This window comes from Robiginitalea marina (assembly GCF_024006985.1).
Lineage (GTDB): Bacteria > Bacteroidota > Bacteroidia > Flavobacteriales > Flavobacteriaceae > Robiginitalea > Robiginitalea marina.
The window spans coordinates 292,273-312,998 of record NZ_JAMXIB010000001.1 but is presented as its reverse complement, the minus strand read 5'-3'; the positions used below and the strand labels follow the sequence as shown (position 1 = coordinate 312,998).

The window sequence follows — 20,726 nt, the reverse complement described above, 5'->3', positions numbered from 1 at the left end:
AAGCAAAAGCCGATAGCTTACCGGCTGGCCATTTCCCTGATTTCGGACACGAACCGGTCGGCCAGGTCTTCCGCCTCCTCAAGGCTCGGGGCCTCGGTATAGACCCGGATAATGGGTTCGGTATTGGATTTACGCATGTGTACCCACCCCTTTGGGAAATCTATTTTAACCCCGTCAACGGTGCTGATTTCTTCATTCCGGTACCTGGAAGCCATGTCTGCAAGGAGGCTGTCGACATCCAGCCCGGGGGTCAGCTCGATTTTCTTTTTGCCCATGAAATACTGTGGGTAGGTGTTCTTCAATTCGCTAACCGAAAGGCCCTTTTCGCAAAGCAGCATCAGGAAAAGGGCTGTGCCCACCAGGGCGTCCCGCCCGTAGTGGCTTTCGGGATAGATGATGCCCCCGTTCCCTTCCCCGCCGATGACCGCGCCGGTTTCCTTCATCGCAGCCACCACGTTGACCTCCCCAACCGCTGCGCTCGTATAGGAGCCCCCGTGTTTGAGGGTAACGTCTTTCAGGGCCCGGGTAGAGGAAAGGTTCGATACGGTATTGCCCGGGGTTTTTCCCAGGACGTAATCGGCACAGGCAACCAGGGTGTATTCCTCCCCGAACATTTCCCCTTTTTCGGTAATAAAGGCCAGGCGGTCCACATCGGGGTCCACCACGATGCCGAGGTCAGCTTTTTCCTCAATGACCATATTGCAAATGTCGCCCAGGTGCTCCTTCAGGGGTTCCGGGTTGTGCGGGAAGTGGCCGGTGGGGTCGCAGTAAAGTTCCACCACCTCCACCCCCAGAGCGCGGAGCAATTTGGGAATGGCGATACCCCCGGAGGAATTCACCCCGTCTACGACTGCTTTCAATTTTTTCGCGCGGATCTTTCCGGCATCCACCAGCTCGAGGTTCAGGACTTCATCGACGTGGATATCGAGATAGGCATCATTCGTTACCACCTCGCCCAGCTGGTCCACCGGGGCAAACTCGAAGTTGGCCGCCTCGGCGATTTCCAGGATGGCCTTTCCCTGTTCGGCATCGAGGAATTCCCCCCGTTCATTGAGGAGCTTCAGGGCGTTCCATTGTTTTGGGTTGTGACTTGCGGTGAGGATAATCCCCCCATCGGCCCCTTCCATGGGCACTGCGAGTTCCACGGTGGGGGTGGTGGATAATCCCAGGTCGATGATATCGATGCCCAACCCGGTAAGGGTGGCAGATACAAGCTGCTGGATCATGGGGCCTGAGAGCCGGGCATCCCGGCCAATAACGACCTTCAGCTTGTCTTTCTTCCTGTACCCCCGCAACCACGACCCGTAAGCGGCTGCAAATTTAACGGCATCAAGGGGGGTAAGGTTCTCTGAAGGTACCCCGCCGATGGTACCCCGGATACCTGAAATGGATTTGATAAGTGTCATGATTATTCGGTTTGGCGCTACAAATATAGGCCCAATCACGGGACCGGAACGGTTTTCTGATATTAAGCCGTATATTTCCGGTGACGTGAATTTCCTGGCCCATATCTACCTTTCGTTCGGGGACCCCGGGGTTACCCTGGGCAATCTCATCGCCGATAGCGTCAGGGGAAAGGAGTACCTCCACTATTCCCCGGCGGTGCGGAAAGGGATCCTGCTCCATAGGGCTATAGATGCCTTTACCGATACCCACCCGATTACCAGGGGCAGCAGACAGAGGCTTTTTCCCCTGTACAGCCACTACAGCCGGGTAATCGTCGATATTTATTACGACCATTTCCTGGCGAGGAACTGGGAGGTATATTCCCCGGTGGGCCTTCCACGGTATGTAGCCGAATTTTATGTCCTTCTCGAGGAGAACCTCCATTGGCTTCCGGAACCCGTACAGCGCCTGACCCCCTACATGGTTGCAGACAACTGGCTGCTGAACTATCGCGAGCTGCAGGGGGTACAGCGGGTCCTTGAAGGGATGTCCAGGAGGGCTTCCCATGAGAGCAACATGGACCAGGCGGTACATGAACTCAGGGAGCATTACGAAGATTTCGAACGGGAATTTACTGCGTTTTTCGACGAATTGGTTATCTTTTCCCGAGATAAACTGACGTTGCTTTGAATCCAACCATGCTCGTGTCCCGATGGGTCCGAAAGGCCCTTACCCGCCTCCTGGCGGGTGTCTTGTCGCTTGTGCTCACCCATTGCGGGGAACCTCCTGCACCTCCCACCGGGTTGGTTGCCGATCATGCCATGGTGGTCTCAGCCCGCAGGGAAGCTTCTGAAATCGGGGTGGCTATTTTGAAGATGGGCGGAAATGCCTTCGATGCCATGGTGGGTACCGAACTGGCCCTGGCAGCGGCTTATCCGTTTGCAGGAAACCTTGGCGGGGGAGGTTTTATGGTCTATCGCAAAAGTGACGGTGAAATCGGTGGCCTCGACTACCGCGAAAAGGCCCCCCTGAGCGCCCATAAAGACATGTACCTCGATTCCCTGGGCAACGTGATCCCCGGCATGAGTACCAAGGGGGCCACAGCCGTAGGGGTTCCCGGTACGATTGCGGGCGTTTTCGCAGTCCACGAGCGATTTGGCCGCCTGCCCATTGAAGCGATCATTGAGCCGGTCATTGCCCTGGTGGAACAAGGGGTGGAAGTGACCCCGAAACAGGCGGCGCGCCTTGAAAGTTATCGCGAACAAATACTTGAAGTAAATGGGGATAACACCCTATTTTACAATCAATGTATACCAGGTGATACTTTAAGATATCCAGCTTTGGGAGCCACCCTTAGACGGATTGTACAGCACGGCAGGGATGAGTTTTATAAAGGCCAAACAGCAAAGGTCCTGGCCCGGTTCATTCAGGAAAAAGGCGGTTATGTTACGGAGGAGGACCTGGCGCGCTATGAAGCCAAATGGAGGGAGCCGATAGTATTTACCTATAAGGACCTTCGGATCATCTCCATGAGCCCCCCCAGTTCCGGTGGCGTCACGATGAACCAGATCCTCAAGATGATGGAACCCTATGAGGTGGCTGATTTCGGCCATAATTCCGCACGCACCATACAACTTTTTACAGAGGCCGCCAGACGGGCTTATGCGGACCGAAACTATTTTCTCGGAGACCCTGATTTTGTGGCCATCCCCCTGGAAACCCTTTTGGATGAGGGCTATCTTCAGGAGCGCATGGAAGGGTTTTCATTTGAAAAGGCCACCCCGTCCTCGGAAGTCTCACACGGGGAAGTAGCCGTCTTTGAAAGTGATGAAACCACCCATTATTCTATCGTGGATCAGGAAGGAAACGCAGTTTCGGTTACGACAACCCTGAACGGGGCCTATGGGTCCAAGCTCTATTGCGATGAGCTGGGCTTTTTCCTGAACAATGAAATGGACGATTTCAGCTCAAAGCCGGGCACTCCAAACATGTTTGGCCTGATCGGGGCTGAGGCCAACAGTATTGCCCCGGAAAAACGCATGCTCAGCAGCATGACCCCGACTATCGTGGAACGGGATGGAAAGCTTTGGATGGTGGTGGGGACCCCGGGCGGATCGACCATTATCACCGCGGTAACACAAACCATCCTGAATGCTTATGAATTCGGGCTTTCGATGCAGGAAGCGGTAAATGCCCCGCGATTCCACCACCAATGGCTTCCTGACCAGATCACTTTTGAATCGGAAGGGTTTTCGGAAAACCTTAAAGATAGCCTCCGGCAACGCGGGTACCAGATTTTTGAAGGGCGGACCCCAATTATTGGAAAGGTGGATGCCATCCGCGTCCTGTCCGGCGGAAAACTTGAAGGGGGGGCTGACCCCCGGGGGGACGATACCGCAGTGGGGTATTGACCGCAACCAGGGCGGGCTTCCAACCTGCCAGGTACCGTCCGCGGGGTGGTACTTCCGGGAGGGCGTTCGGGGATGCATTTCAGGGGTAAAAGGTGCTGCCGCGATACTTATTTTGCCGTGCCCAGTTTTTCTTTCAACTCCTCCATCGACTGGCGCAGTTCCCTTAGCAGGCCTTTTTCAGTGGTCGCATCCATACCAAAGGTAATCTTGCTGCTTACGAGCCACACTTCCTGTATTTGTGCGGCTTCCACTTCATAGGGGGGGTAGGATTCATTCAGGGAAATCAGGCGCAACCGCTCTTTTCCGGGAAGCTTTTCAATCTTCTTAACTACCACAGCATCCTGCAACACCACCACGTACATCCGGTTAGGGCTGATATCTTCCCAGTTATCCACAGCCCTCGCCAGTACCCAGTCTCCGGGGACAAGGTTAGGGAGCATACTGTCGCCTTCGACCTGAAACCCGCGGTATGAAGCATTTCGGAATTGGGGAAGGGGCAAATCAAACGCGGGCAATTGCCGGTACCAACTGGTATCGTGAAGATGTTGCGGGTAACCTGCCGCCGCTTTTGCGTTAACCAGCACAATGTTTTCCTGTTCGGCATTGCTTACCGTGACTACGCGGGGCATCACGCTCACCGAAGATGGATCGAGGTGCCGTACCTTGCTTTCCCCGAACAACCACAGGGGGTTGACCTTGAATTGCCGGAGCATTTCGGCTACCACTTTTCCGGACAAACGGGTCCTCCCCCTTTCAATATCGGCAGTAGTGCTAGGGATGCCCAGGATAGCGGCAAATTCAGCCTGTGTATAGCCGAGTTCCCGCCTTACTTCCGTAAAACGCTTAAGGGTTAGTTCGCTTTCCATTCCGAGTGGGTTTCCAGGGGGCTTGGCCCCCACATTGATTTCAAAGATAAGAAATATGGAATATATCCAAAATAAAAATGGAATATTTCCATATATTGGAATATATCCATATATTTGGCGTATATCCAAATGCATCAACATGGAACAACCTGCACTTTTCTATTACGATGAAAGTTTCGAAGGGTTTTTAACTGCCTGCAGTAGTGCCCTGGCCCAACCTGAGGGCCTGGTGGAACTCCGGAAAACAACCGGAGGTCCGGAAGGCCTTTTTCAGAATGAGCGTCGGATACGAACCGACAGGGTCGCTGCCATGGACCTGTGGCATTCCCTCGGTAAAAAAGGGACGGCCTTCCAAAGGCTGGTCTATTTTTCATTCCTCAGCGAGCGGGAGGGGGTTGAGAGGAAATTACTGACTTTCATCAGGCAGGTCCTCGGGCGTTATACGGAAAAATGGACTATCGGGAATGCTGATCCGCCGGCAACCCTGGCGCGGTGGGCGGGACAGGTGGCCTGTGAAAGGCGCCGGTTGGAGACCTCCCTGAGCTTCCAAAACCCTAAAGAAGGGGTTTTTGCAGGGGTTATTGCGCCTGAACACAATGTACTCCCCCTACTTTCACGTCAATTGCGATACCGGTTCAGGGGCAATTCCTGGATGGTCTATGATCGAAGGAGGGACAGGGTCCTTTGGGCACAGGAAGGCTCCCCCCTGTTCCTGGAAAGGCTTGTTCATTGCCCGGCTGCGGTCCGGTCCATGGTTCGGGAAATGCATCCGTTCCCAGGGTACTCCGGGGAGCACCTAACCCCTGGATTTCCGGGCCGGGAGGCCAGCTTCCCCATGGAGCGGGACGGGTATTCTTCCCCCCACCCGGAGAAACCACACAGGGCGTATCAGGAAGCGGTTTAGCGTGTTCTAAATGGTCAGGACTTTGATTTCTCGCCCACGAATTGATCGCTCTTATTCTTGAAAAGGATATTGAAAGTGGTAAGGCTCCCGTAGATTCGGGTTATGTATTGCTGGAGGTCTACTTTATCCTGGTCGTCCAGTACCGGGCTGGCATTGATTTTTTGTTCCATCACCCGGAGCCGGTCCCTGACCATAACAATTTTATGGAAAAAGGTGTCGATGGGGATTTCCTTTGGGGCCAGGCCCGGGTCCGCAGACTGTATTAGGAGGGTTCCCCCTTTCCATTTATCAGCAATGGGAACCAGGGTGGTCACATCGCTCCATTTCCTCAAAATACGGATGAGGGTGGTTTCCACCTCGGAAAAACTAATGGTATCCACTTCATCCTCCAGGGCTTCAATGACTTCGAATTCGGCATCCAGGTCAATGGTTTCCACCCCGGAGTCGAGGAAGGAAACCCAGTACATAGAGGAGCTGACATTGATTACCACCCCTTTGCCATAATCGGGATGTGCTATTCGGGATCCAATTCCTAGTAATTTCATGATAAATGTTGATTTCACGGGTAAATTTAGGCCAGGGCATCAAATATACCAACTAAGCTGTGGGCTGCTTCGCTTTTACAGCCCAAAATAGTAATTTCGCAACTTGCCGTATGTATGGAACACGCTAAAGGACATTGTATAGAAGTACAGGGCGCCCGGGTCCACAACCTCAGGAATATAGATGTGAATATCCCCAGGGAAAAACTGGTGGTAATCACCGGTCTTTCCGGCAGCGGGAAGTCTTCCCTTGCCTTCGACACCTTGTATGCAGAAGGCCAGCGCCGCTATATTGAGACCTTTTCCGCCTATGTCAGGCAATTCCTGGGCAGCCTGGAACGGCCCGATGTGGATAAGATCGACGGGCTGTCCCCGGTGATCGCCATCGAGCAAAAAACCACCTCCCGTTCGCCCCGTTCCACGGTAGGCACCATAACGGAAGTATACGATTTCCTGCGCCTGCTTTATGCACGGGCCTCAGACGCCTATAGCTATAACACGGGCGAACAAATGGTAAGCTATACCGACCAGCAAATCCGGGACCTGATCGCTGAGCAGTATTTGGATCAGCGGATAAACCTGCTGGCCCCCGTAATTAAATCAAGGAAAGGGCACTACAGGGAGCTTTTTGAGCAAATTGTCAAACAGGGTTTTGTTAAGGTGCGGGTAGACGGCGAGATCCGCGACCTGGAAAGGGGAATGAAGGTGGACCGGTACCGGACCCACGACATAGAGGTCGTTATCGACAGGATGAAAGTGGGTTCCGGGGAAGACACCCTGAAAAGGCTGGATGAAAGTATCCGCACCGCCATGTATACAGGGGAAGATGTACTTATGGTACTGGAAGAAGGGTCCGATACCCCCAGGTATTTCAGCCGTGACCTCATGTGCCCTACCACCGGGATATCCTATCCGGTACCCGAGCCTAATTCGTTTTCCTTCAACTCCCCCAAGGGAATGTGCCCGGAGTGCAATGGACTTGGGCATATCTATCAGGTAAACCGCGGCAAAATTATTCCCGATCCTGAAAAATCAATACGGGCAGGGGGAATTGCGCCCCTTGGGGAGTTCAAGAAATCCTGGGCCTTCCGCCAACTGGAAACCATCGGCATCCGCTATGGGTTCGACCTCGACGACCCCATTTCACAAATCGGGGAAGAAGCCCTGAACGTAATCCTGGATGGCGGGGATGAACGCTTCGAAGTGGATTCCAAAACCCTGGGTGTCCGCAGGCAGTATCGCATAGACTACGAGGGCATTGCCTCCTTTTTGAAACACCAGTTCCAGGAAAGCGACTCAGCCAACATCAAGCGATGGGCAAAAGAATATATGGACAAGGTAAAGTGCCCATCCTGCCAGGGAAGCCGCCTGAAAAGGGAGGCGCTTTTTTTCAGGGTCAACGGCAGGAATATCGCTGAACTGGCGGCCATGGATATCGGGGAACTCGCCGCGTTTTTCAGGGAGCTCCCAGCCCAGCTGAAAGGGGACCGGAAAACCATTGCGGATGAAATCCTCAAAGAAATCAATACCCGGCTCCAGTTTCTGCTCGATGTCGGCCTGGAGTACCTGTCGCTCGATCGGGGATCCAAGACGCTATCCGGGGGCGAGGCCCAGCGGATCCGCCTGGCAACCCAGATCGGGTCGCAACTGGTCGGAGTCCTGTACATCCTCGATGAACCCAGCATCGGGCTTCACCAGCGCGACAACCACCGCCTGATCGAATCGCTCAAGGCCCTGAGGGACCTCGGCAACTCCGTTATCGTGGTAGAACACGACCGGGATATGATCGAGGAGGCCGATTATGTCATCGACATTGGTCCAAGGGCGGGGAAACACGGAGGGGAAATCATATCGCAAGGCCCCCCTGAAGAACTCATCCACCACAATACGCTAACGGCCGATTACCTGAGCGGCCGCAAAAGCATGGAAGTCCCTCAGAAACGCCGCAAGGGGAATGGAAAGGAATTGGTGCTTCGGGGATGTACCGGGCATAACCTCAAAAATGTAACCGCCGTTTTTCCCCTGGGGAAAATGATCGGGGTTACGGGGGTATCCGGGAGCGGGAAGTCGACCCTGATCAATGAAACCCTCTACCCGATCATGAATGCCCATTACTTCAATGGGGTGAAAAAACCCAAACCCTATGAGGGGATCGAAGGCCTGGAGCATATCGATAAAGTCATTGACATCAACCAGGCCCCTATAGGACGGACGCCGCGGTCCAACCCGGCCACGTATACCGGGGTTTTTGGCGAAATCCGCTCGCTGTTTACCAAGACCACCGAAGCCTCTATCCGGGGTTACAAGCCTGGGCGATTTAGTTTCAACGTCAAGGGGGGGCGCTGCGAGACCTGCCAGGGGGGCGGCCTCAGGGTGATCGAGATGAATTTCCTTCCGGATGTTTACGTGGAGTGCGAGACCTGCCAGGGAAAACGGTTTAACAGGGAAACCCTGGAAATAAGGTATAAGGGCAAATCCATTGCCGATGTGCTGGAGATGAACGTGGATGAAGCTGTGGAGTTTTTTGAACATATCCCGAAGATCTACCGCAAACTGAAAACCATACAGGATGTCGGGCTGGGATACATCACCCTCGGGCAGCAAAGCACGACCCTTTCAGGGGGGGAGGCCCAGCGGGTGAAGCTGGCCGCGGAGCTTTCCAAAAGGGATACCGGAAACACGTTCTACATTCTCGATGAACCCACCACTGGCCTGCATTTTGAGGACATCCGTGTCCTGATGGACGTTCTGAACAAACTCGCCGACAAGGGCAATACCGTACTGGTCATCGAACACAATATGGATGTAATCAAGATGGTGGATTATATCATCGACATCGGGTATGAAGGGGGACGCGGCGGGGGCCAAATCGTCTGCCAGGGTACCCCGGAGGAAGTGGCCCTGGACCCCCGGAGCCATACCGCGCGTTTTTTGAAAAAAGAATTGCTTCCCGAACGGGAACTAACAGTGGAATGATTTCCGAAAAAATACCTTTTTGGCCTGTGGGCCGTTTAAAGTAAGCTATGGGCAAAGAACATAAAATAAAAGGCTGGAACGAGATCAAGATCAACGATTCCTGGGCCATTTTCAAGATCATGGGGGAATTCGTAAATGGCTTCGAGAAAATGAGTGCTATTGGCCCCTGCGTAAGTATTTTCGGGTCGGCCCGCACAAAGCCGGAACACCCGTATTATCAATTAACCATGAATATATGCCAGGAGCTCGCCGAAGCGGGTTACGGTATCATCACCGGGGGTGGCCCGGGCATCATGGAAGCCGGGAACCGGGGAGCGCACCAGGCCGGGGGTACTTCGGTGGGCCTGAATATCGATCTGCCTTTTGAACAGAACGACAACCCCTACATCGACAAAGACAAAAGCATGGACTTCGACTATTTTTTCGTCCGCAAGGTCATGTTCGTCAAATACGCACAGGGGTTTGTGGTTTTGCCCGGCGGATTTGGCACCCTCGATGAACTTTTTGAAGCCATGACCCTGATCCAGACCAAAAAAATAGCACCGTTCCCCATTATCCTGGTGGGTTCGGACTATTGGAAAGGGATGTTGGACTGGATCCGGGGTACCATGCTGGAGGCAGGGAATATCCACCCTGATGACCTCGATTTACTGAAGTTGGCGGACACTGCTGAAGAGGTGGTTTCTGTTATCGACAATTTCTACAAAGGGAATATCCTTGCACCGAATTTCTAGCCTATGACTGGCCAGGCAAAACACGCTCTTGCCGCATTCTTCCTGCGCGTCCTCTTCCCGGGGATTTGGATGCCTGTATGCCTTTATGGCCAGCATGAAAACAAGATTACCGCCACCCTTGACCAGGATACCAGGGTCATCCAGATCCAGCAGGAATTCACGTATGTGAACGATTCCGATGACGTCCTGGAATCGCTGGTTTTCAATGACTGGGCCAATGCTTATTCCGATAAGACCACTGCCCTGGCAAAGCGATTTGCTGAAGAATTCAAAAAATCGCTCCACCTGGCCAAAGAAGAAGAAAGGGGCCGTACGACCATCCTCTCCGTTTCGGATGGGGTATATCGCAACGTCTCCTGGAAGCGCCTTTCCTCCCTTGACCTGATTCGCTTCTACCTGAATGAACCCCTGCGGCCCGGTGACTCCGTTCGCTTGTTACTTACCTACACGGTGAAACTGCCTCCAAACCGGTATACCCCTTTCGGATATGCCCCCGATGGGAGTTTCTACCTCAGGGACTGGTACCTGACCCCAGCAGTTTACGATACGACCTGGAACCGGTATTCAAACAAAAACCTTGAAGACCTGTACACGGACCTCACCAATACCTACATCAATTTTATTTTCCCGGATTCCCTTTTTCTCGGCACCAATTACGTGGACCTGAGCCTGAGCAGTTTTCCCGGAAAGCAGTTTGCCAACCTCAGGGGACAGAGCCGCAAAAGTTGCGACGTGATCCTCAATGCCGGCCGTCCCTTCAAGAAACACGTTACCCCCACCCTTTTCGTGGTCACCGATATTCAATCGCGCAAATACGATGAAATCCGGCAGGGAATTTCCATTGACCGCATTACCCGTTTCATCTATGAAAACTTAGGGGACTTTCCCTATGAACAGTTACTGGTCAGTGAAATTGATTTTAACAAAAACCCCCTCTATGGCCTGAACCAGCTCCCTTCCTTCATCCGGCCCTACGAAGAGCAGTTCCAGTTCGAGATGAAGTTTTTGAAAACGGCCCTGATCAGCTACCTGCGGGAATCGATTTTTCTAAACCCCCGAAAGGACAAATGGATCAGCGATGCGATTATCAACTACCTCATGATCCGTTATGTTGAGGAATTCTACCCCGACCAGAAACTCCTGGGAAAACTCTCCGGTTTCTGGCTTATGAAGGGGACGTATCTGGCGCAAATGGACTTCAACGACCAGTATTCCTTCCTCCACATGCTTACCGCCCGTCGGAACCTCGACCAGGCGCTTACCACGCCCAACGACTCCCTGATCAAGTTCAATCAAAAAATCGCGAACACCTATAAAGCCGGTCTGGGCCTGCTGTACCTTGGACAGTATGCAGGAAGGGATGTCGTTGACCAGGGGATAAAGGATTTTTTGAAGAGCTATACCCTGCGGGAAGCCACCCCGGGTGACTTCCGCGCCACCCTGGAGAAATATGCTTCGGTGGATATCGGGTGGTTCTTCGATTCATATGTGGCCTCAGACGAACGCATCGACTATAAAATCAGGACCGTTGAGCCTAAAAACGACTCCCTCCAGGTTACCTTACAAAACAAGACGAAGGCACAGGTGCCCATTTCCCTTTTTGGCCTGCGCAACGATACGGTGGTTTCCAAATACTGGTTCCGGGGCTTCCCGGAAAGCCAGACCTTCCAGATTCCCGACAGGGGCGAAAAGCGACTGGTACTGAACTACGACCAGTCGATTCCCGAATTCAACCAAAGGGATAACTGGAAGTCCATGGGCGGCTTCCTTTCAAGCAACCGGAAATTAAAGCTCCAGTTCTTCAGGGATGCCGAAAACCCATACTATAATCAGATCTTTTATATGCCTGTGGTCAATTTCAACATCTACGATGGCCTGACCCCGGGATTGCGCCTGACCAACAAAACCCTGCTCGAGCGCCCTTTTGTCATTGATGTGGCCCCCCAGTATGCCACCAGGGAAAAGTCGCTGGTGGGCTATGGCAGCCTGTTGTACCGGCATTACCATGGAAAAAGCGGTTTTTTTGTAACCAATTACGCCCTTAGGGGGTCCACGTTCCATTTTCAAACCAATTCGCGGTATTCCACCCTTACGCCTTCCATAAGTTTCGGCTGGAGGCCTGCTGACCTTATTGCCAATATCCGCAGCTCCCTGTTGCTTCGCCATGTAAACGTTTTCCGCACCATTGACCCCGGCCTTGAAGCCCTGGAAACCAACCCGGATTACAGTGTTTTCAACGTGAGGTACAGTTATTTGAAAAACAATATCATCGATTACTTTTCCTGGTTTGCGGACGGACAGCAGGCAGCAGACTTCACAAAGTTTTCCGTCAACATGGAATACCGGCGACTGATGATCAACAACCGCCAGATCAACCTCCGGTTTTTCGGAGGCGTTTTCCTTCGGAACCAGACAAACTCCGATTTTTTCAGCTTTGCCCTGGACCGCCCTACCGATTACCTTTTTGATTTCAATTACCTCGGGCGCTCTGAGGACTCCGGGATCTTCAGCCAGCAGATCATTATTGCGGAAGGCGGGTTTAAATCCCGCCTGGCCTATCCGTTTGCCAACCGCTGGATGGTAACCGGAAACATGAGTTACAGCCTGTGGCGCTGGATTGAAGCCTATGGCGACCTGGGGTTTCTGAAAAATGAAGGCGACCCGGCCCGTTTTGTTTATGATTCGGGCATCCGGCTCAACCTGGTAACAGATTACTTCGAACTCTATTTTCCCCTGTACTCCAATAATGGCTGGGAAATCGCAGACCCGAATTACAGCCAGAAGATTCGATTTGTGGTCACCCTCAGCCCCAAAACCCTTATCGGATTGTTTACCCGAAAATGGTTTTGAGTTAATAGATTCCTAATATTTTCAACAATATTTAGGGGTTTTGTAATTTTCAGCTTGTTTACAATATGAATATTGATAAATCGTTAAGCTAAATGGCCCGGTGGGATTGCAAAAATCCCACGGCTTTGATACCTTTGGAGAAAACACCTGGCCCGCCTATGAAAGTTCAGCTGGACCCCGAAAAAGACCTTTCCTTTGCAGATTTCAAGGAACAGATCCTGGAAGATTACCGAATAGCGGTGACAAGCAGGGAATGCAGCATCCTCGGGCGCAGGGAAGTCCTTACAGGAAAAGCGAAGTTCGGCATTTTTGGGGACGGAAAGGAACTTCCCCAGTTGGCTATGGCCAGGGCTTTCAGGAACGGGGATTTCCGAAGCGGATATTACAGGGACCAGACCTTTATGATGGCTTTGGGCCTGTTAAGTCCAAAGGAATTTTTCCATGGGCTGTACGCCACCACAGACCTGAAAAAGGAGCCCATGAGTGCAGGGAGGCAGATGGGGGGACATTTTGGGACCCATAGCCTGAATAACGATGGCAGTTGGAAGGATCTCACTGCCCAGCCGAACAGCAGCCCCGATATCTCCCCTACCGCCGGCCAGATGCCCAGGCTGCTCGGCCTGGCCTATGCTTCCAAGGTGTACCGGGAACTGGAGGAACTGCCTTCGGAAGGCTTTTCGTCAAACGGCAATGAAGTGGCCTGGGGAACCATAGGGAATGCCTCTACCAGTGAAGGGCATTTTTTCGAAACCATCAACGCGGCCGGGGTCCTGCAGGTGCCCATGATTGTAAGCGTCTGGGATGACGAATATGGGATTTCAGTCCCTGCAAAATACCAAACCACCAAGGAAAACATTTCGGAGGTTCTGAAGGGCTTCCAGCGTACAGAGGAACAGGAAGGCTTTGAGATTTTCCGGGTCAGGGGTTGGGATTATACCTCCCTTATCCATACCTATGAAAACGCTGCCGACATAGCGCGGGAATCGCACGTACCCGTGCTGATCCATGTCATGGAACTCACGCAGCCCCAGGGGCATTCCACTTCGGGGTCGCACGAGCGCTACAAATCGCAGGAGCGCCTCGAATGGGAAAGGGAGCACGATTGCAACCTGAAGTTCCGCCAATTGATCCTGGAAAACCAGATCGCTACGGAAGCAGACCTGCAAGCCCTGGAGAAGGAAGTCAAAAAGGAAGTGCGAACCGCCAAAAGGGATGCCTGGGCCGAGTTCCTCGAGCCCCAGAAGAAAAGACAGCAGGAGTTAACCGCCCTGATGAAACAAGTGGGTGATTCCAGCCCCAATAAGGCCTTTATCCGCAAACTAACCAATGACCTTATCGCGGTGGAAGAGCCCCTTAAAAGGGACTTGCTCACCACGGCGCGAAAAGCCCTCCGCTATATCGTGGGCGAGCGGCATGCCGCCGGCGAGGCCCTGAGGCAATGGATCCTGGGGTACCTGGAAGAGACGGAACCCCTTTACAGTTCCCACCTGTACTCTGAATTGGAGGGGAAGGCAACCGACATCGAAGAGGTAAAGCCGGTTTACACGGACCAGAAGCAGGAGGTAGACGGCCGGATTATCCTGAGGGACAACTTCGACCTGCTTTTTTCACAGTACCCGAAGGCGCTTATTTTTGGTGAAGACACCGGTACGATTGGGGATGTCAACCAGGGCCTGGAAGGGCTGCAGAAAAAATACGGCCCCTTTCGCGTGGCCGATACCGGCATCCGGGAAGCTACCATCATCGGTCAGGGAATTGGCCTGGCGCTGCGGGGGTTGCGGCCCATTGCGGAAATCCAATACCTGGACTACGTGCTTTACGGGCTTCAAACCCTTAGTGACGACCTGGCCACATTGCTGTACCGCACCGTGGGCAAGCAGAAGGCCCCGTTGATCGTGAGGACCCGTGGCCACAGGCTCGAGGGCATCTGGCACTCGGGTTCGCAGATGGGGGGCCTCATCCACCTGCTCAGGGGGATGTACCTGTTGGTACCCAGGGATATGACCAAAGCGGCCGGTTTTTACAATACCCTGATGAAGACTGATGAGCCGGCCCTGATCATAGAAAGCCTGAACGGGTACCGCCTGAAGGAAAGGGTGCCTGAAAACCTGGGCGAAATATGCACCCCGATAGGCAGGGTCGAGGTGGTAAGGGAGGGAAAAGACCTCACCGTGCTATCGTACGGATCCACCTTTCGGATAGCCCTGCAGGCCGCCCGGGAATTGCTGGAAGTGGGAATCGATGCTGAAGTAATCGATGCCCAGACCCTCCTGCCCTTTGACCTGGACCACCAGGTGTGCAAGAGCCTCGAAAAGACCAACCGATTGCTGATCGTGGACGAAGATGTGCCCGGCGGTTGTTCGGCCTACCTCCTGCAACAGATTTTGGAAGTGCAGGGCGGATACCGCTATTTGGATTCCGCCCCCCGTACCCTCACGGCCCGGGAACACCGACCGGCCTATGCAAGTGATGGGGATTACTTTTCAAAACCCAGTGCGGAGGATATTTTTGAAATGGCCTACGCCATCATGCATGAGGCCAACCCCCAGGATTATCCCGCGCTTCTCTGAAGTACAGCCCCGAAGGCATGAAGAGCTGTCGGCAGGACCTTATTTTTTCGACTTGCGTGTTCTTATAGGCAGTTCCCCTGGTAACCGGGGCGTGAGGTTTCCATTAGGGAAAGCGGGTAAAATCGTAAGTTTAGGGAGTTAAAGCAAAACCTGCGATGGAGAACCTCGTCCGCCTGCTCAGGGAGGAATACGGCCTCACAGCCGTCCGCCTTACATTACTGGAAGGATATGACGACAAGACCTATCTGGTAAAAGCAGGTGCGGCGCGGTATATCCTCAAATTCCAGAAAGCCCGGAAGGCTTTACCGGATCGTTTGCGCCTGGAGGAGCGGCTGGTAAAAAAACTCCACGCCACCACCTCTTTTGACCTGCCTGTTCCGTTGCCTTCCCTGGAAGGAAAGACCATCCTGAAGGCCGATGGACATTATATTCGACTTTTAACGTACCTGGAGGGGGATTTTTTGGCTGAAGTGCCGCAACCCGAAGAACTTCTGGAAAGCCTTGGGACGATGCTGGGGCAGATGAACCGCGCGGGTTCCGGCCTGGGGGGCGGAAGCCTGGCGGCAGAGGTTTTCCGGTGGGACCTGCAGCACCTCGGGATGCACCGGGAAAACATAAGCCTGGTGGAAGATCCCCGTGACCGGGCGCTTATCGGCTATTATTTCCTGCATTTTGAGGCTGAGGTTTCCCCCATCCAACACCGTTTAAAAAAAGCCCTGATCCATAATGACGCCAATGACTGGAACGTGCTTACCCGGCAAGGCCGGGTAAGCGGTATCATAGACTTTGGGGATATGGCATACTCCTGGCGGGTTAATGAACTGGCCGTTGCCCTTACCTATGTGCTTCCGGGAAAACAAGACCCCCTTGGGGCCGCGCGTGCGGTTATCGGGGCATACCATAAGCATTGCCCCCTGGATGCGGAAGAACTGGGGGTTTTGTACTACCTGATTGGAGGGCGTATGGCGATGAGCCTTTGCAATAGCGCAAAGGCCAAAAAAGAGCAACCGGAATCGGCGTATATCAGCATAAGTGAAGCCCCGATCAGGCAACTGTTGCGAAAGTGGATTGCCATTGCCCCGGAAGCAGCCCAAAAAGCCTTTCTGCAGGCTGCAGGCCTGGAAGCCGGACATGCCTCTGATCCGGAAAACTTCCTTTTGCGCCGCAGGCAGTACTTCCCCGATTCCCTTTCGCTGAGCTACCAGAACCCCATCCTGATGCGGCGGGCGGCCTTCCAGTATATGTTCAACCATAAAGGGGAAACTTTTTTGGACGCTTACAACAACATCATGCTGGTAGGGCACGCCCACCCGAAGGTGGTGGAAGCGACAACCCATACCCTCAGGAGGCTCAATACGAATACCCGGTACCTGTATGACGAATTGCTCGATTACGCGGCGCACCTACTGCGATACTTCCCCCCTCCCCTTACCAAAATAATGCTCGTGAATTCCGGCAGTGCGGCCACAGACCTTGCCTTGCGACTTTGCAGGGCCTACACCGGGCGCAGGAAAGTCCTGGCCCTGGAATACGGATACCATGGCAATACCCTTGCCGGAATTGCCGCGAGCCATTACAAGCACCGCCAGGGCGATTCCTGGCCTGACACCCTTGTATGCCCCATGCCCAAGGTGTTTGGCAGCGGGCTGAATGACAATGGGGAGGCGGGTCGGTTTTTCAGCTTACAGGGCCTTCGCCACCTCGACGAACACGCGGGCAGCATTGGTGCCTTTATCGCAGAACCCATTATGGGGTGTGGTGGGCAGGTTCCCCTCCCTGAAGGGTATTTACCTGTACTGTATGACCGGGTGAGGGCACAGGGCGGGCTTTGTATTTCCGATGAGGTTCAGGTGGGCTTTGGCAGGCTTGGGCAATGGAACTGGGGGTTTGAGAAATATGGGGTTGTCCCCGACATCGTAGTCCTCGGGAAGCCCATGGGCAATGGGCATCCGATAGGTGCAGTGGTAACCACAGGGGCTGTTGCCTCCTGTTTCGATTCCGGCCCCGAGTTCTTCAGTTCTTTTGGCGGAAACCCGGTTTCCTGTGCTGCCGGCCTGGCCGTCCTGCAGGTCTTGGAGGAGGAAGGGTTGCGGGAACATGCACGGGCTACAGGCCAATATCTTATGGACGGATTCCGGGAACTGCAGGGCCGATTCCGCAGTATTTCGGACGTGCGGGGGGAAGGCCTGTTCATAGGGGTTGAAGTGCAGGACCGACATGGAAACCCGGGAACGGCACTGGCGGGTTCCCTTAAAAACCAGCTTCGGGAAGCCCGTATCCTGGTGGGCACGGATGGCCCCGACGAGAACGTCCTGAAAATTAAGCCCCCCCTGCCCTTCAACCGGGAAAATAGTGACCGCCTTCTTACAGAAACTGCAAGAATCCTCGATCTGCTTGAAGAATCCTGAAGAATTATTAATAATTTAGGAGGCATGCAAATACCAGACAAATCATGAAAAGTTCCCTCACTTATCACCTCGGGCTGGCATTTCTCCGCATTGGCGGATCGGCCCTCCTCCTTACCCACGGGTATCCGAAACTTCTCAGACTCTTTGCGGAAGGCCCGATTGAATTCGCGGATCCGCTGGGGATCGGGTCAAGCCCCACTTTTTTCCTTGCCGTATTTTCGGAGTTCCTCTGTTCGGTACTTGTGTTGATAGGGTTCAAGACCCGATGGGCAACCCTCCCGATTATTGCCACCATGTTGGTCGCCGGGCTGATCCAGCATGCGGCAGACCCCTTTGGGTCCAAAGAAAAATCCCTGCTTTTCATGGTGATTTTTACCGCAGTCCTTTTACTGGGTCCGGGAAAGTATAGTATTGATAAAAAGTAACTTACAGGATTTTGTGAAGCAATTCCTTTAAGAGGTCTGCCTGGCTGAGGGCTGGCGTTCCAACCCCTTTGCCCTTCAAATCCATCTCCCGAAGGACCTCGATGATCCGGCTTACCCGCTTCATGGGATAATGCCGTGCGGCCTCCTGATATTCCCCCACGAAATAAGGGTTTATGCGCAGGGCTTGCGCCACATGCTTCGGGCTGTGGTCCTCCAACCCGTGGTACTGCAATACCTGGGAGAAGAACGTATGCAGCAGGGAAGTGGTCAGCACAAAGGGGTTTTCCCTGGGGTTTTCGGCGAAGTACCTGATAATTCTGGAAGCTTTGGGGATATCGTGCTGAGCGATGGCCTTTTTGAGCTCAAAATTGTTGTAGTCTTTACTGATGCCGATGTATTGCTCGATCGATCCGGGATCGATTTCCGACCCTTTGGGAAGGATCACTTTGAGCTTATCCAGTTCATTGGCAATGCGGCTTAGGTCGGTACCCAAATACTCTACCAGCAAGGCGGCAGCCTTGTGCGAAATTTTGTATCCGCTGCCCAGCAGGACCCGCCGGATCCAGTCTGCCACCTGGTTTTCGTATAATTTCCTGCTTTCAAAGACCACGCCCCCGTTGCCTTTCAGGGCCTTGTATAGCTTTTTGCGTTTGTCGATGGTTTTGTATTTATAGCATAGGACCAGGATTGTGCTCGGCATGGGGTTCCCGGCGTAGGGTTCCAGGTTTTCGATGGTCCTGGAGAGGTGTTGGGCTTCGCGGACGATGATGACCTGGTATTCTGCCATCATTGGAAAGCGTTTGGCATTTTCGAGGATTTCGTCTACCGTAACATCCCCCCCGTAGAGCACCATATGGTTAAACCCCTTTTCTGCCTCGGAAAGGATATTGTCGCCTATGAATTCGGCAATGCGGTCAATGTAGTAAGGTTCTTCCCCCATTAGGAAATAAATGGGGGAAGGACGGCCCTTTTGGATATCTTCAAGAATATTTTTTACTTCATCCATCTCAAAAAAATTGGGCAACTTTGTACGATGATCCCCCTGGAATTTCCAAAATACCCGCTCAGACTCAAAAGTAGGGAAAATAAAACGCTGGTATTTGATGTCATCCGCAAAAAATACGTGCCCCTGCAACCGGAAGAGTGGGTGCGCCAGCATTGCCTGCATTTCCTGATTTCGGAAAAAAAATACCCGGCAGGATGGATACAGGTCGAGCGGCAACTCAAGGTAGAAGGCCTTTCGAAACGTCTCGACATCGCAGTTTGCCGCCCCGACGGCAGCATCCAGCTCCTGGTGGAATGCAAGGCCCCTGAAGTGGTTATTGACCAGAACGTTTTCGACCAGATTGCCCGTTACAACTGGGAGGCCAGGGCCGAGTTGCTTATGGTGACCAACGGGCTGGCCCATTTCTATTGCCGCATGGACTACCGGAGGAAGGCTTACGAGTTCATGAGGGAGTTGCCGGAATTTGAACCGCCGGGACAGGGGGGGCGGAATTGCCCCGGGGAATAAGGGATTGCAAAATATTTAGTTACTTTGTGCCCCTGTCAAAATAAACCTGCCCACAGGATAATCCTTTCATGCCCGAAATGCCTTCTATTGCCGTCGTTATCCTGAACTGGAACGGGAAAGCCCTGCTCCGCAGGTTCCTCCCCCAGGTGTTGCGATACAGCCCGGGGGCCCGGGTAATCGTGGCCGACAATGCCTCCACAGATGGTTCCGTAGCCTACCTGAATGATGCTTTCCCCCAGGTGCGTGTGGTAACCAATGCCGAAAACCTGGGCTTTGCCGGGGGATACAACCGGGCACTTGAGGAAGTGGAGGCCGATATCTACTGCCTGCTCAACTCCGATGTGGAGGTCACCCCGGGATGGTTGGATCCCATTTTAAAATTCTTCGCGGAATATGGCCAGGCGGGCATTGTACAGCCAAAAATAAAAGATTTACAAAACCCTGCCCGATTTGAGTACGCCGGGGCAGCGGGTGGGTTCCTCGACCGGTTGGGCTATCCGTTTTGCAGGGGCCGCATTTTCCAGACCCTGGAGGAAGATCTGGGGCAGTACAACGATACCCGGGAGGTGTTCTGGGCCACGGGGGCCTGTATGTTCATCCGTCAAAAAGTGTTCCGGGAACTTGGGGGGTTCGATGCGGATTATTTCGCGCACCAGGAAGAGGTCGACCTTTGCTGGAGGGCCCATAATCACGGCTACAAGGTATATTATATCGGGGCTTCAGAGGTTTTCCACCTTGGGGGATCCACCCTTAATAACATGAACCCAAAAAAGACCTTCCTGAATTTCAGGAATTCCCTTTTCTCCATAACCAAAAACCTCCCGCGGCGGCAGGCGTTCCCAATTGTTTTGGCCCGTTTGCTGCTCGATGGGGTTGCGGCGGTGCGGTTTCTTTTGCAGGGAAAAGGCAGGCACGCAGGTGCAGTTTTACGGGCCCACCTAAGCTATTACCGCAATTTTTTCCGCATCCTGAAAAAACGTGAAAAGGGCCGTTTTATGGCGAAATATTTCGCCACGACATCTGTGGTGTGGTCGTATTACGTATGTAAAATAAGAACCTTCGGTATTTTAGTAAAAGATTAACGGTTTCTTCCCCAATAGCGGTGGACATTTGTTAATTTTGTAGAAAATCCTGACGAAAA

The 20,726-nt window shown here is 53.2% G+C and carries 15 protein-coding genes; 11 read left to right on the top strand and 4 right to left on the bottom strand.

Going from position 1 to position 20,726, the window contains the following annotated elements; translation table 11 throughout:
* Positions 1 to 17 precede the first annotated feature (17 nt).
* Positions 18 to 1,406 (bottom strand): phosphoglucosamine mutase, encoded by a 1,389-nt coding sequence (glmM, locus tag NG653_RS01305; RefSeq protein WP_252739848.1) that lies wholly within the window; start codon positions 1,404 to 1,406, stop codon positions 18 to 20.
* Between the two features lie 85 nt (positions 1,407 to 1,491).
* Between glmM and NG653_RS01300 the strand changes: the two genes are divergently transcribed.
* Both NG653_RS01300 and ggt read left to right on the top strand, forming a co-directional pair.
* Positions 1,492 to 2,076, top strand: coding sequence for an acyl carrier protein phosphodiesterase (locus tag NG653_RS01300; protein WP_252739847.1), 585 nt, complete (start codon positions 1,492 to 1,494; stop codon positions 2,074 to 2,076).
* 8 nt (positions 2,077 to 2,084) lie between these two features.
* Positions 2,085 to 3,797 carry a gamma-glutamyltransferase gene (gene ggt / locus NG653_RS01295; protein WP_252740140.1) on the top strand — a complete coding sequence of 571 codons (1,713 nt, stop codon included), beginning with the start codon at positions 2,085 to 2,087 and terminating at the stop codon, positions 3,795 to 3,797.
* Positions 3,798 to 3,904: 107 nt separating this feature from the next.
* Here the strand turns inward: ggt and NG653_RS01290 are convergent, their stop codons facing one another.
* Entirely contained in the window at positions 3,905 to 4,663 is a 759-nt protein-coding gene (locus tag NG653_RS01290; RefSeq protein WP_252739846.1) for an XRE family transcriptional regulator, read from the bottom strand.
* 139 nt (positions 4,664 to 4,802) lie between these two features.
* On the opposite strand from NG653_RS01290, the gene NG653_RS01285 reads away from it, so the two are divergent.
* Positions 4,803 to 5,567 (top strand): DUF4130 domain-containing protein, encoded by a 765-nt coding sequence (locus tag NG653_RS01285; RefSeq protein WP_252739845.1) that lies wholly within the window; start codon positions 4,803 to 4,805, stop codon positions 5,565 to 5,567.
* A 14-nt stretch (positions 5,568 to 5,581) separates the two neighbouring features.
* On the opposite strand, the gene NG653_RS01280 is transcribed toward NG653_RS01285, so the two are convergent.
* Positions 5,582 to 6,112, bottom strand: a complete 531-nt coding sequence (locus NG653_RS01280) for a DUF8685 domain-containing protein (RefSeq protein ID WP_252739844.1) — start codon at positions 6,110 to 6,112, stop codon at positions 5,582 to 5,584.
* A 114-nt stretch (positions 6,113 to 6,226) separates the two neighbouring features.
* On the opposite strand from NG653_RS01280, the gene uvrA reads away from it, so the two are divergent.
* From uvrA to NG653_RS01250, 6 genes are all read left to right on the top strand, one after another.
* Positions 6,227 to 9,085 (top strand): excinuclease ABC subunit UvrA, encoded by a 2,859-nt coding sequence (gene uvrA, locus NG653_RS01275; protein WP_252739843.1) that lies wholly within the window; start codon positions 6,227 to 6,229, stop codon positions 9,083 to 9,085.
* A gap of 47 nt (positions 9,086 to 9,132) precedes the next feature.
* Positions 9,133 to 9,819 (top strand): LOG family protein, encoded by a 687-nt coding sequence (locus NG653_RS01270; protein WP_252739842.1) that lies wholly within the window; start codon positions 9,133 to 9,135, stop codon positions 9,817 to 9,819.
* A 3-nt stretch (positions 9,820 to 9,822) separates the two neighbouring features.
* On the top strand, positions 9,823 to 12,669 hold the full coding sequence (locus NG653_RS01265) for a gluzincin family metallopeptidase (RefSeq protein ID WP_252739841.1): 2,847 nt from the start codon (positions 9,823 to 9,825) through the stop codon (positions 12,667 to 12,669).
* Between the two features lie 158 nt (positions 12,670 to 12,827).
* Complete coding sequence (locus tag NG653_RS01260; protein ID WP_252739840.1) at positions 12,828 to 15,239, top strand: alpha-ketoacid dehydrogenase subunit alpha/beta; 2,412 nt, start codon at positions 12,828 to 12,830, stop codon at positions 15,237 to 15,239.
* A gap of 155 nt (positions 15,240 to 15,394) precedes the next feature.
* The gene (locus NG653_RS01255) at positions 15,395 to 17,647 is read left to right on the top strand and encodes an aminotransferase class III-fold pyridoxal phosphate-dependent enzyme (RefSeq protein ID WP_252739839.1); all 2,253 of its coding nucleotides are present in this window, start codon (positions 15,395 to 15,397) and stop codon (positions 17,645 to 17,647) included.
* Positions 17,648 to 17,691: 44 nt separating this feature from the next.
* On the top strand, positions 17,692 to 18,072 hold the full coding sequence (locus NG653_RS01250) for a DoxX family protein (protein ID WP_252739838.1): 381 nt from the start codon (positions 17,692 to 17,694) through the stop codon (positions 18,070 to 18,072).
* 1 nt (position 18,073) lies between these two features.
* Here NG653_RS01250 and holA read toward each other — a convergent pair whose 3' ends face one another.
* Entirely contained in the window at positions 18,074 to 19,078 is a 1,005-nt protein-coding gene (holA, locus tag NG653_RS01245; RefSeq protein ID WP_252739837.1) for a DNA polymerase III subunit delta, read from the bottom strand.
* Between the two features lie 27 nt (positions 19,079 to 19,105).
* On the opposite strand from holA, the gene NG653_RS01240 reads away from it, so the two are divergent.
* Both NG653_RS01240 and NG653_RS01235 read left to right on the top strand, forming a co-directional pair.
* Entirely contained in the window at positions 19,106 to 19,585 is a 480-nt protein-coding gene (locus NG653_RS01240) for a type I restriction enzyme HsdR N-terminal domain-containing protein (RefSeq protein ID WP_252739836.1), read from the top strand.
* Positions 19,586 to 19,662: 77 nt separating this feature from the next.
* The gene (locus tag NG653_RS01235; RefSeq protein ID WP_252739835.1) at positions 19,663 to 20,667 is read left to right on the top strand and encodes a glycosyltransferase family 2 protein; all 1,005 of its coding nucleotides are present in this window, start codon (positions 19,663 to 19,665) and stop codon (positions 20,665 to 20,667) included.
* The last annotated feature ends 59 nt before the right edge of the window (positions 20,668 to 20,726 follow it).

Coding starts and splice junctions, on each gene's coding strand:
- NG653_RS01285 (WP_252739845.1), top strand. CDS start 4,803: ATGGAACAACCTGCACTTTTCTATTACGATGAAAGTTTCGAAGGGTTT.
- NG653_RS01280 (WP_252739844.1), bottom strand. CDS start 6,112: ATGAAATTACTAGGAATTGGATCCCGAATAGCACATCCCGATTATGGC.
- NG653_RS01270 (WP_252739842.1), top strand. CDS start 9,133: ATGGGCAAAGAACATAAAATAAAAGGCTGGAACGAGATCAAGATCAAC.
- NG653_RS01290 (WP_252739846.1), bottom strand. CDS start 4,663: ATGGAAAGCGAACTAACCCTTAAGCGTTTTACGGAAGTAAGGCGGGAA.
- glmM (WP_252739848.1), bottom strand. CDS start 1,406: ATGACACTTATCAAATCCATTTCAGGTATCCGGGGTACCATCGGCGGG.
- uvrA (WP_252739843.1), top strand. CDS start 6,227: ATGGAACACGCTAAAGGACATTGTATAGAAGTACAGGGCGCCCGGGTC.
- holA (WP_252739837.1), bottom strand. CDS start 19,078: ATGGATGAAGTAAAAAATATTCTTGAAGATATCCAAAAGGGCCGTCCT.
- NG653_RS01255 (WP_252739839.1), top strand. CDS start 15,395: ATGGAGAACCTCGTCCGCCTGCTCAGGGAGGAATACGGCCTCACAGCC.
- NG653_RS01265 (WP_252739841.1), top strand. CDS start 9,823: ATGACTGGCCAGGCAAAACACGCTCTTGCCGCATTCTTCCTGCGCGTC.
- NG653_RS01240 (WP_252739836.1), top strand. CDS start 19,106: ATGATCCCCCTGGAATTTCCAAAATACCCGCTCAGACTCAAAAGTAGG.
- NG653_RS01260 (WP_252739840.1), top strand. CDS start 12,828: ATGAAAGTTCAGCTGGACCCCGAAAAAGACCTTTCCTTTGCAGATTTC.
- ggt (WP_252740140.1), top strand. CDS start 2,085: ATGCTCGTGTCCCGATGGGTCCGAAAGGCCCTTACCCGCCTCCTGGCG.
- NG653_RS01235 (WP_252739835.1), top strand. CDS start 19,663: ATGCCTTCTATTGCCGTCGTTATCCTGAACTGGAACGGGAAAGCCCTG.
- NG653_RS01250 (WP_252739838.1), top strand. CDS start 17,692: ATGAAAAGTTCCCTCACTTATCACCTCGGGCTGGCATTTCTCCGCATT.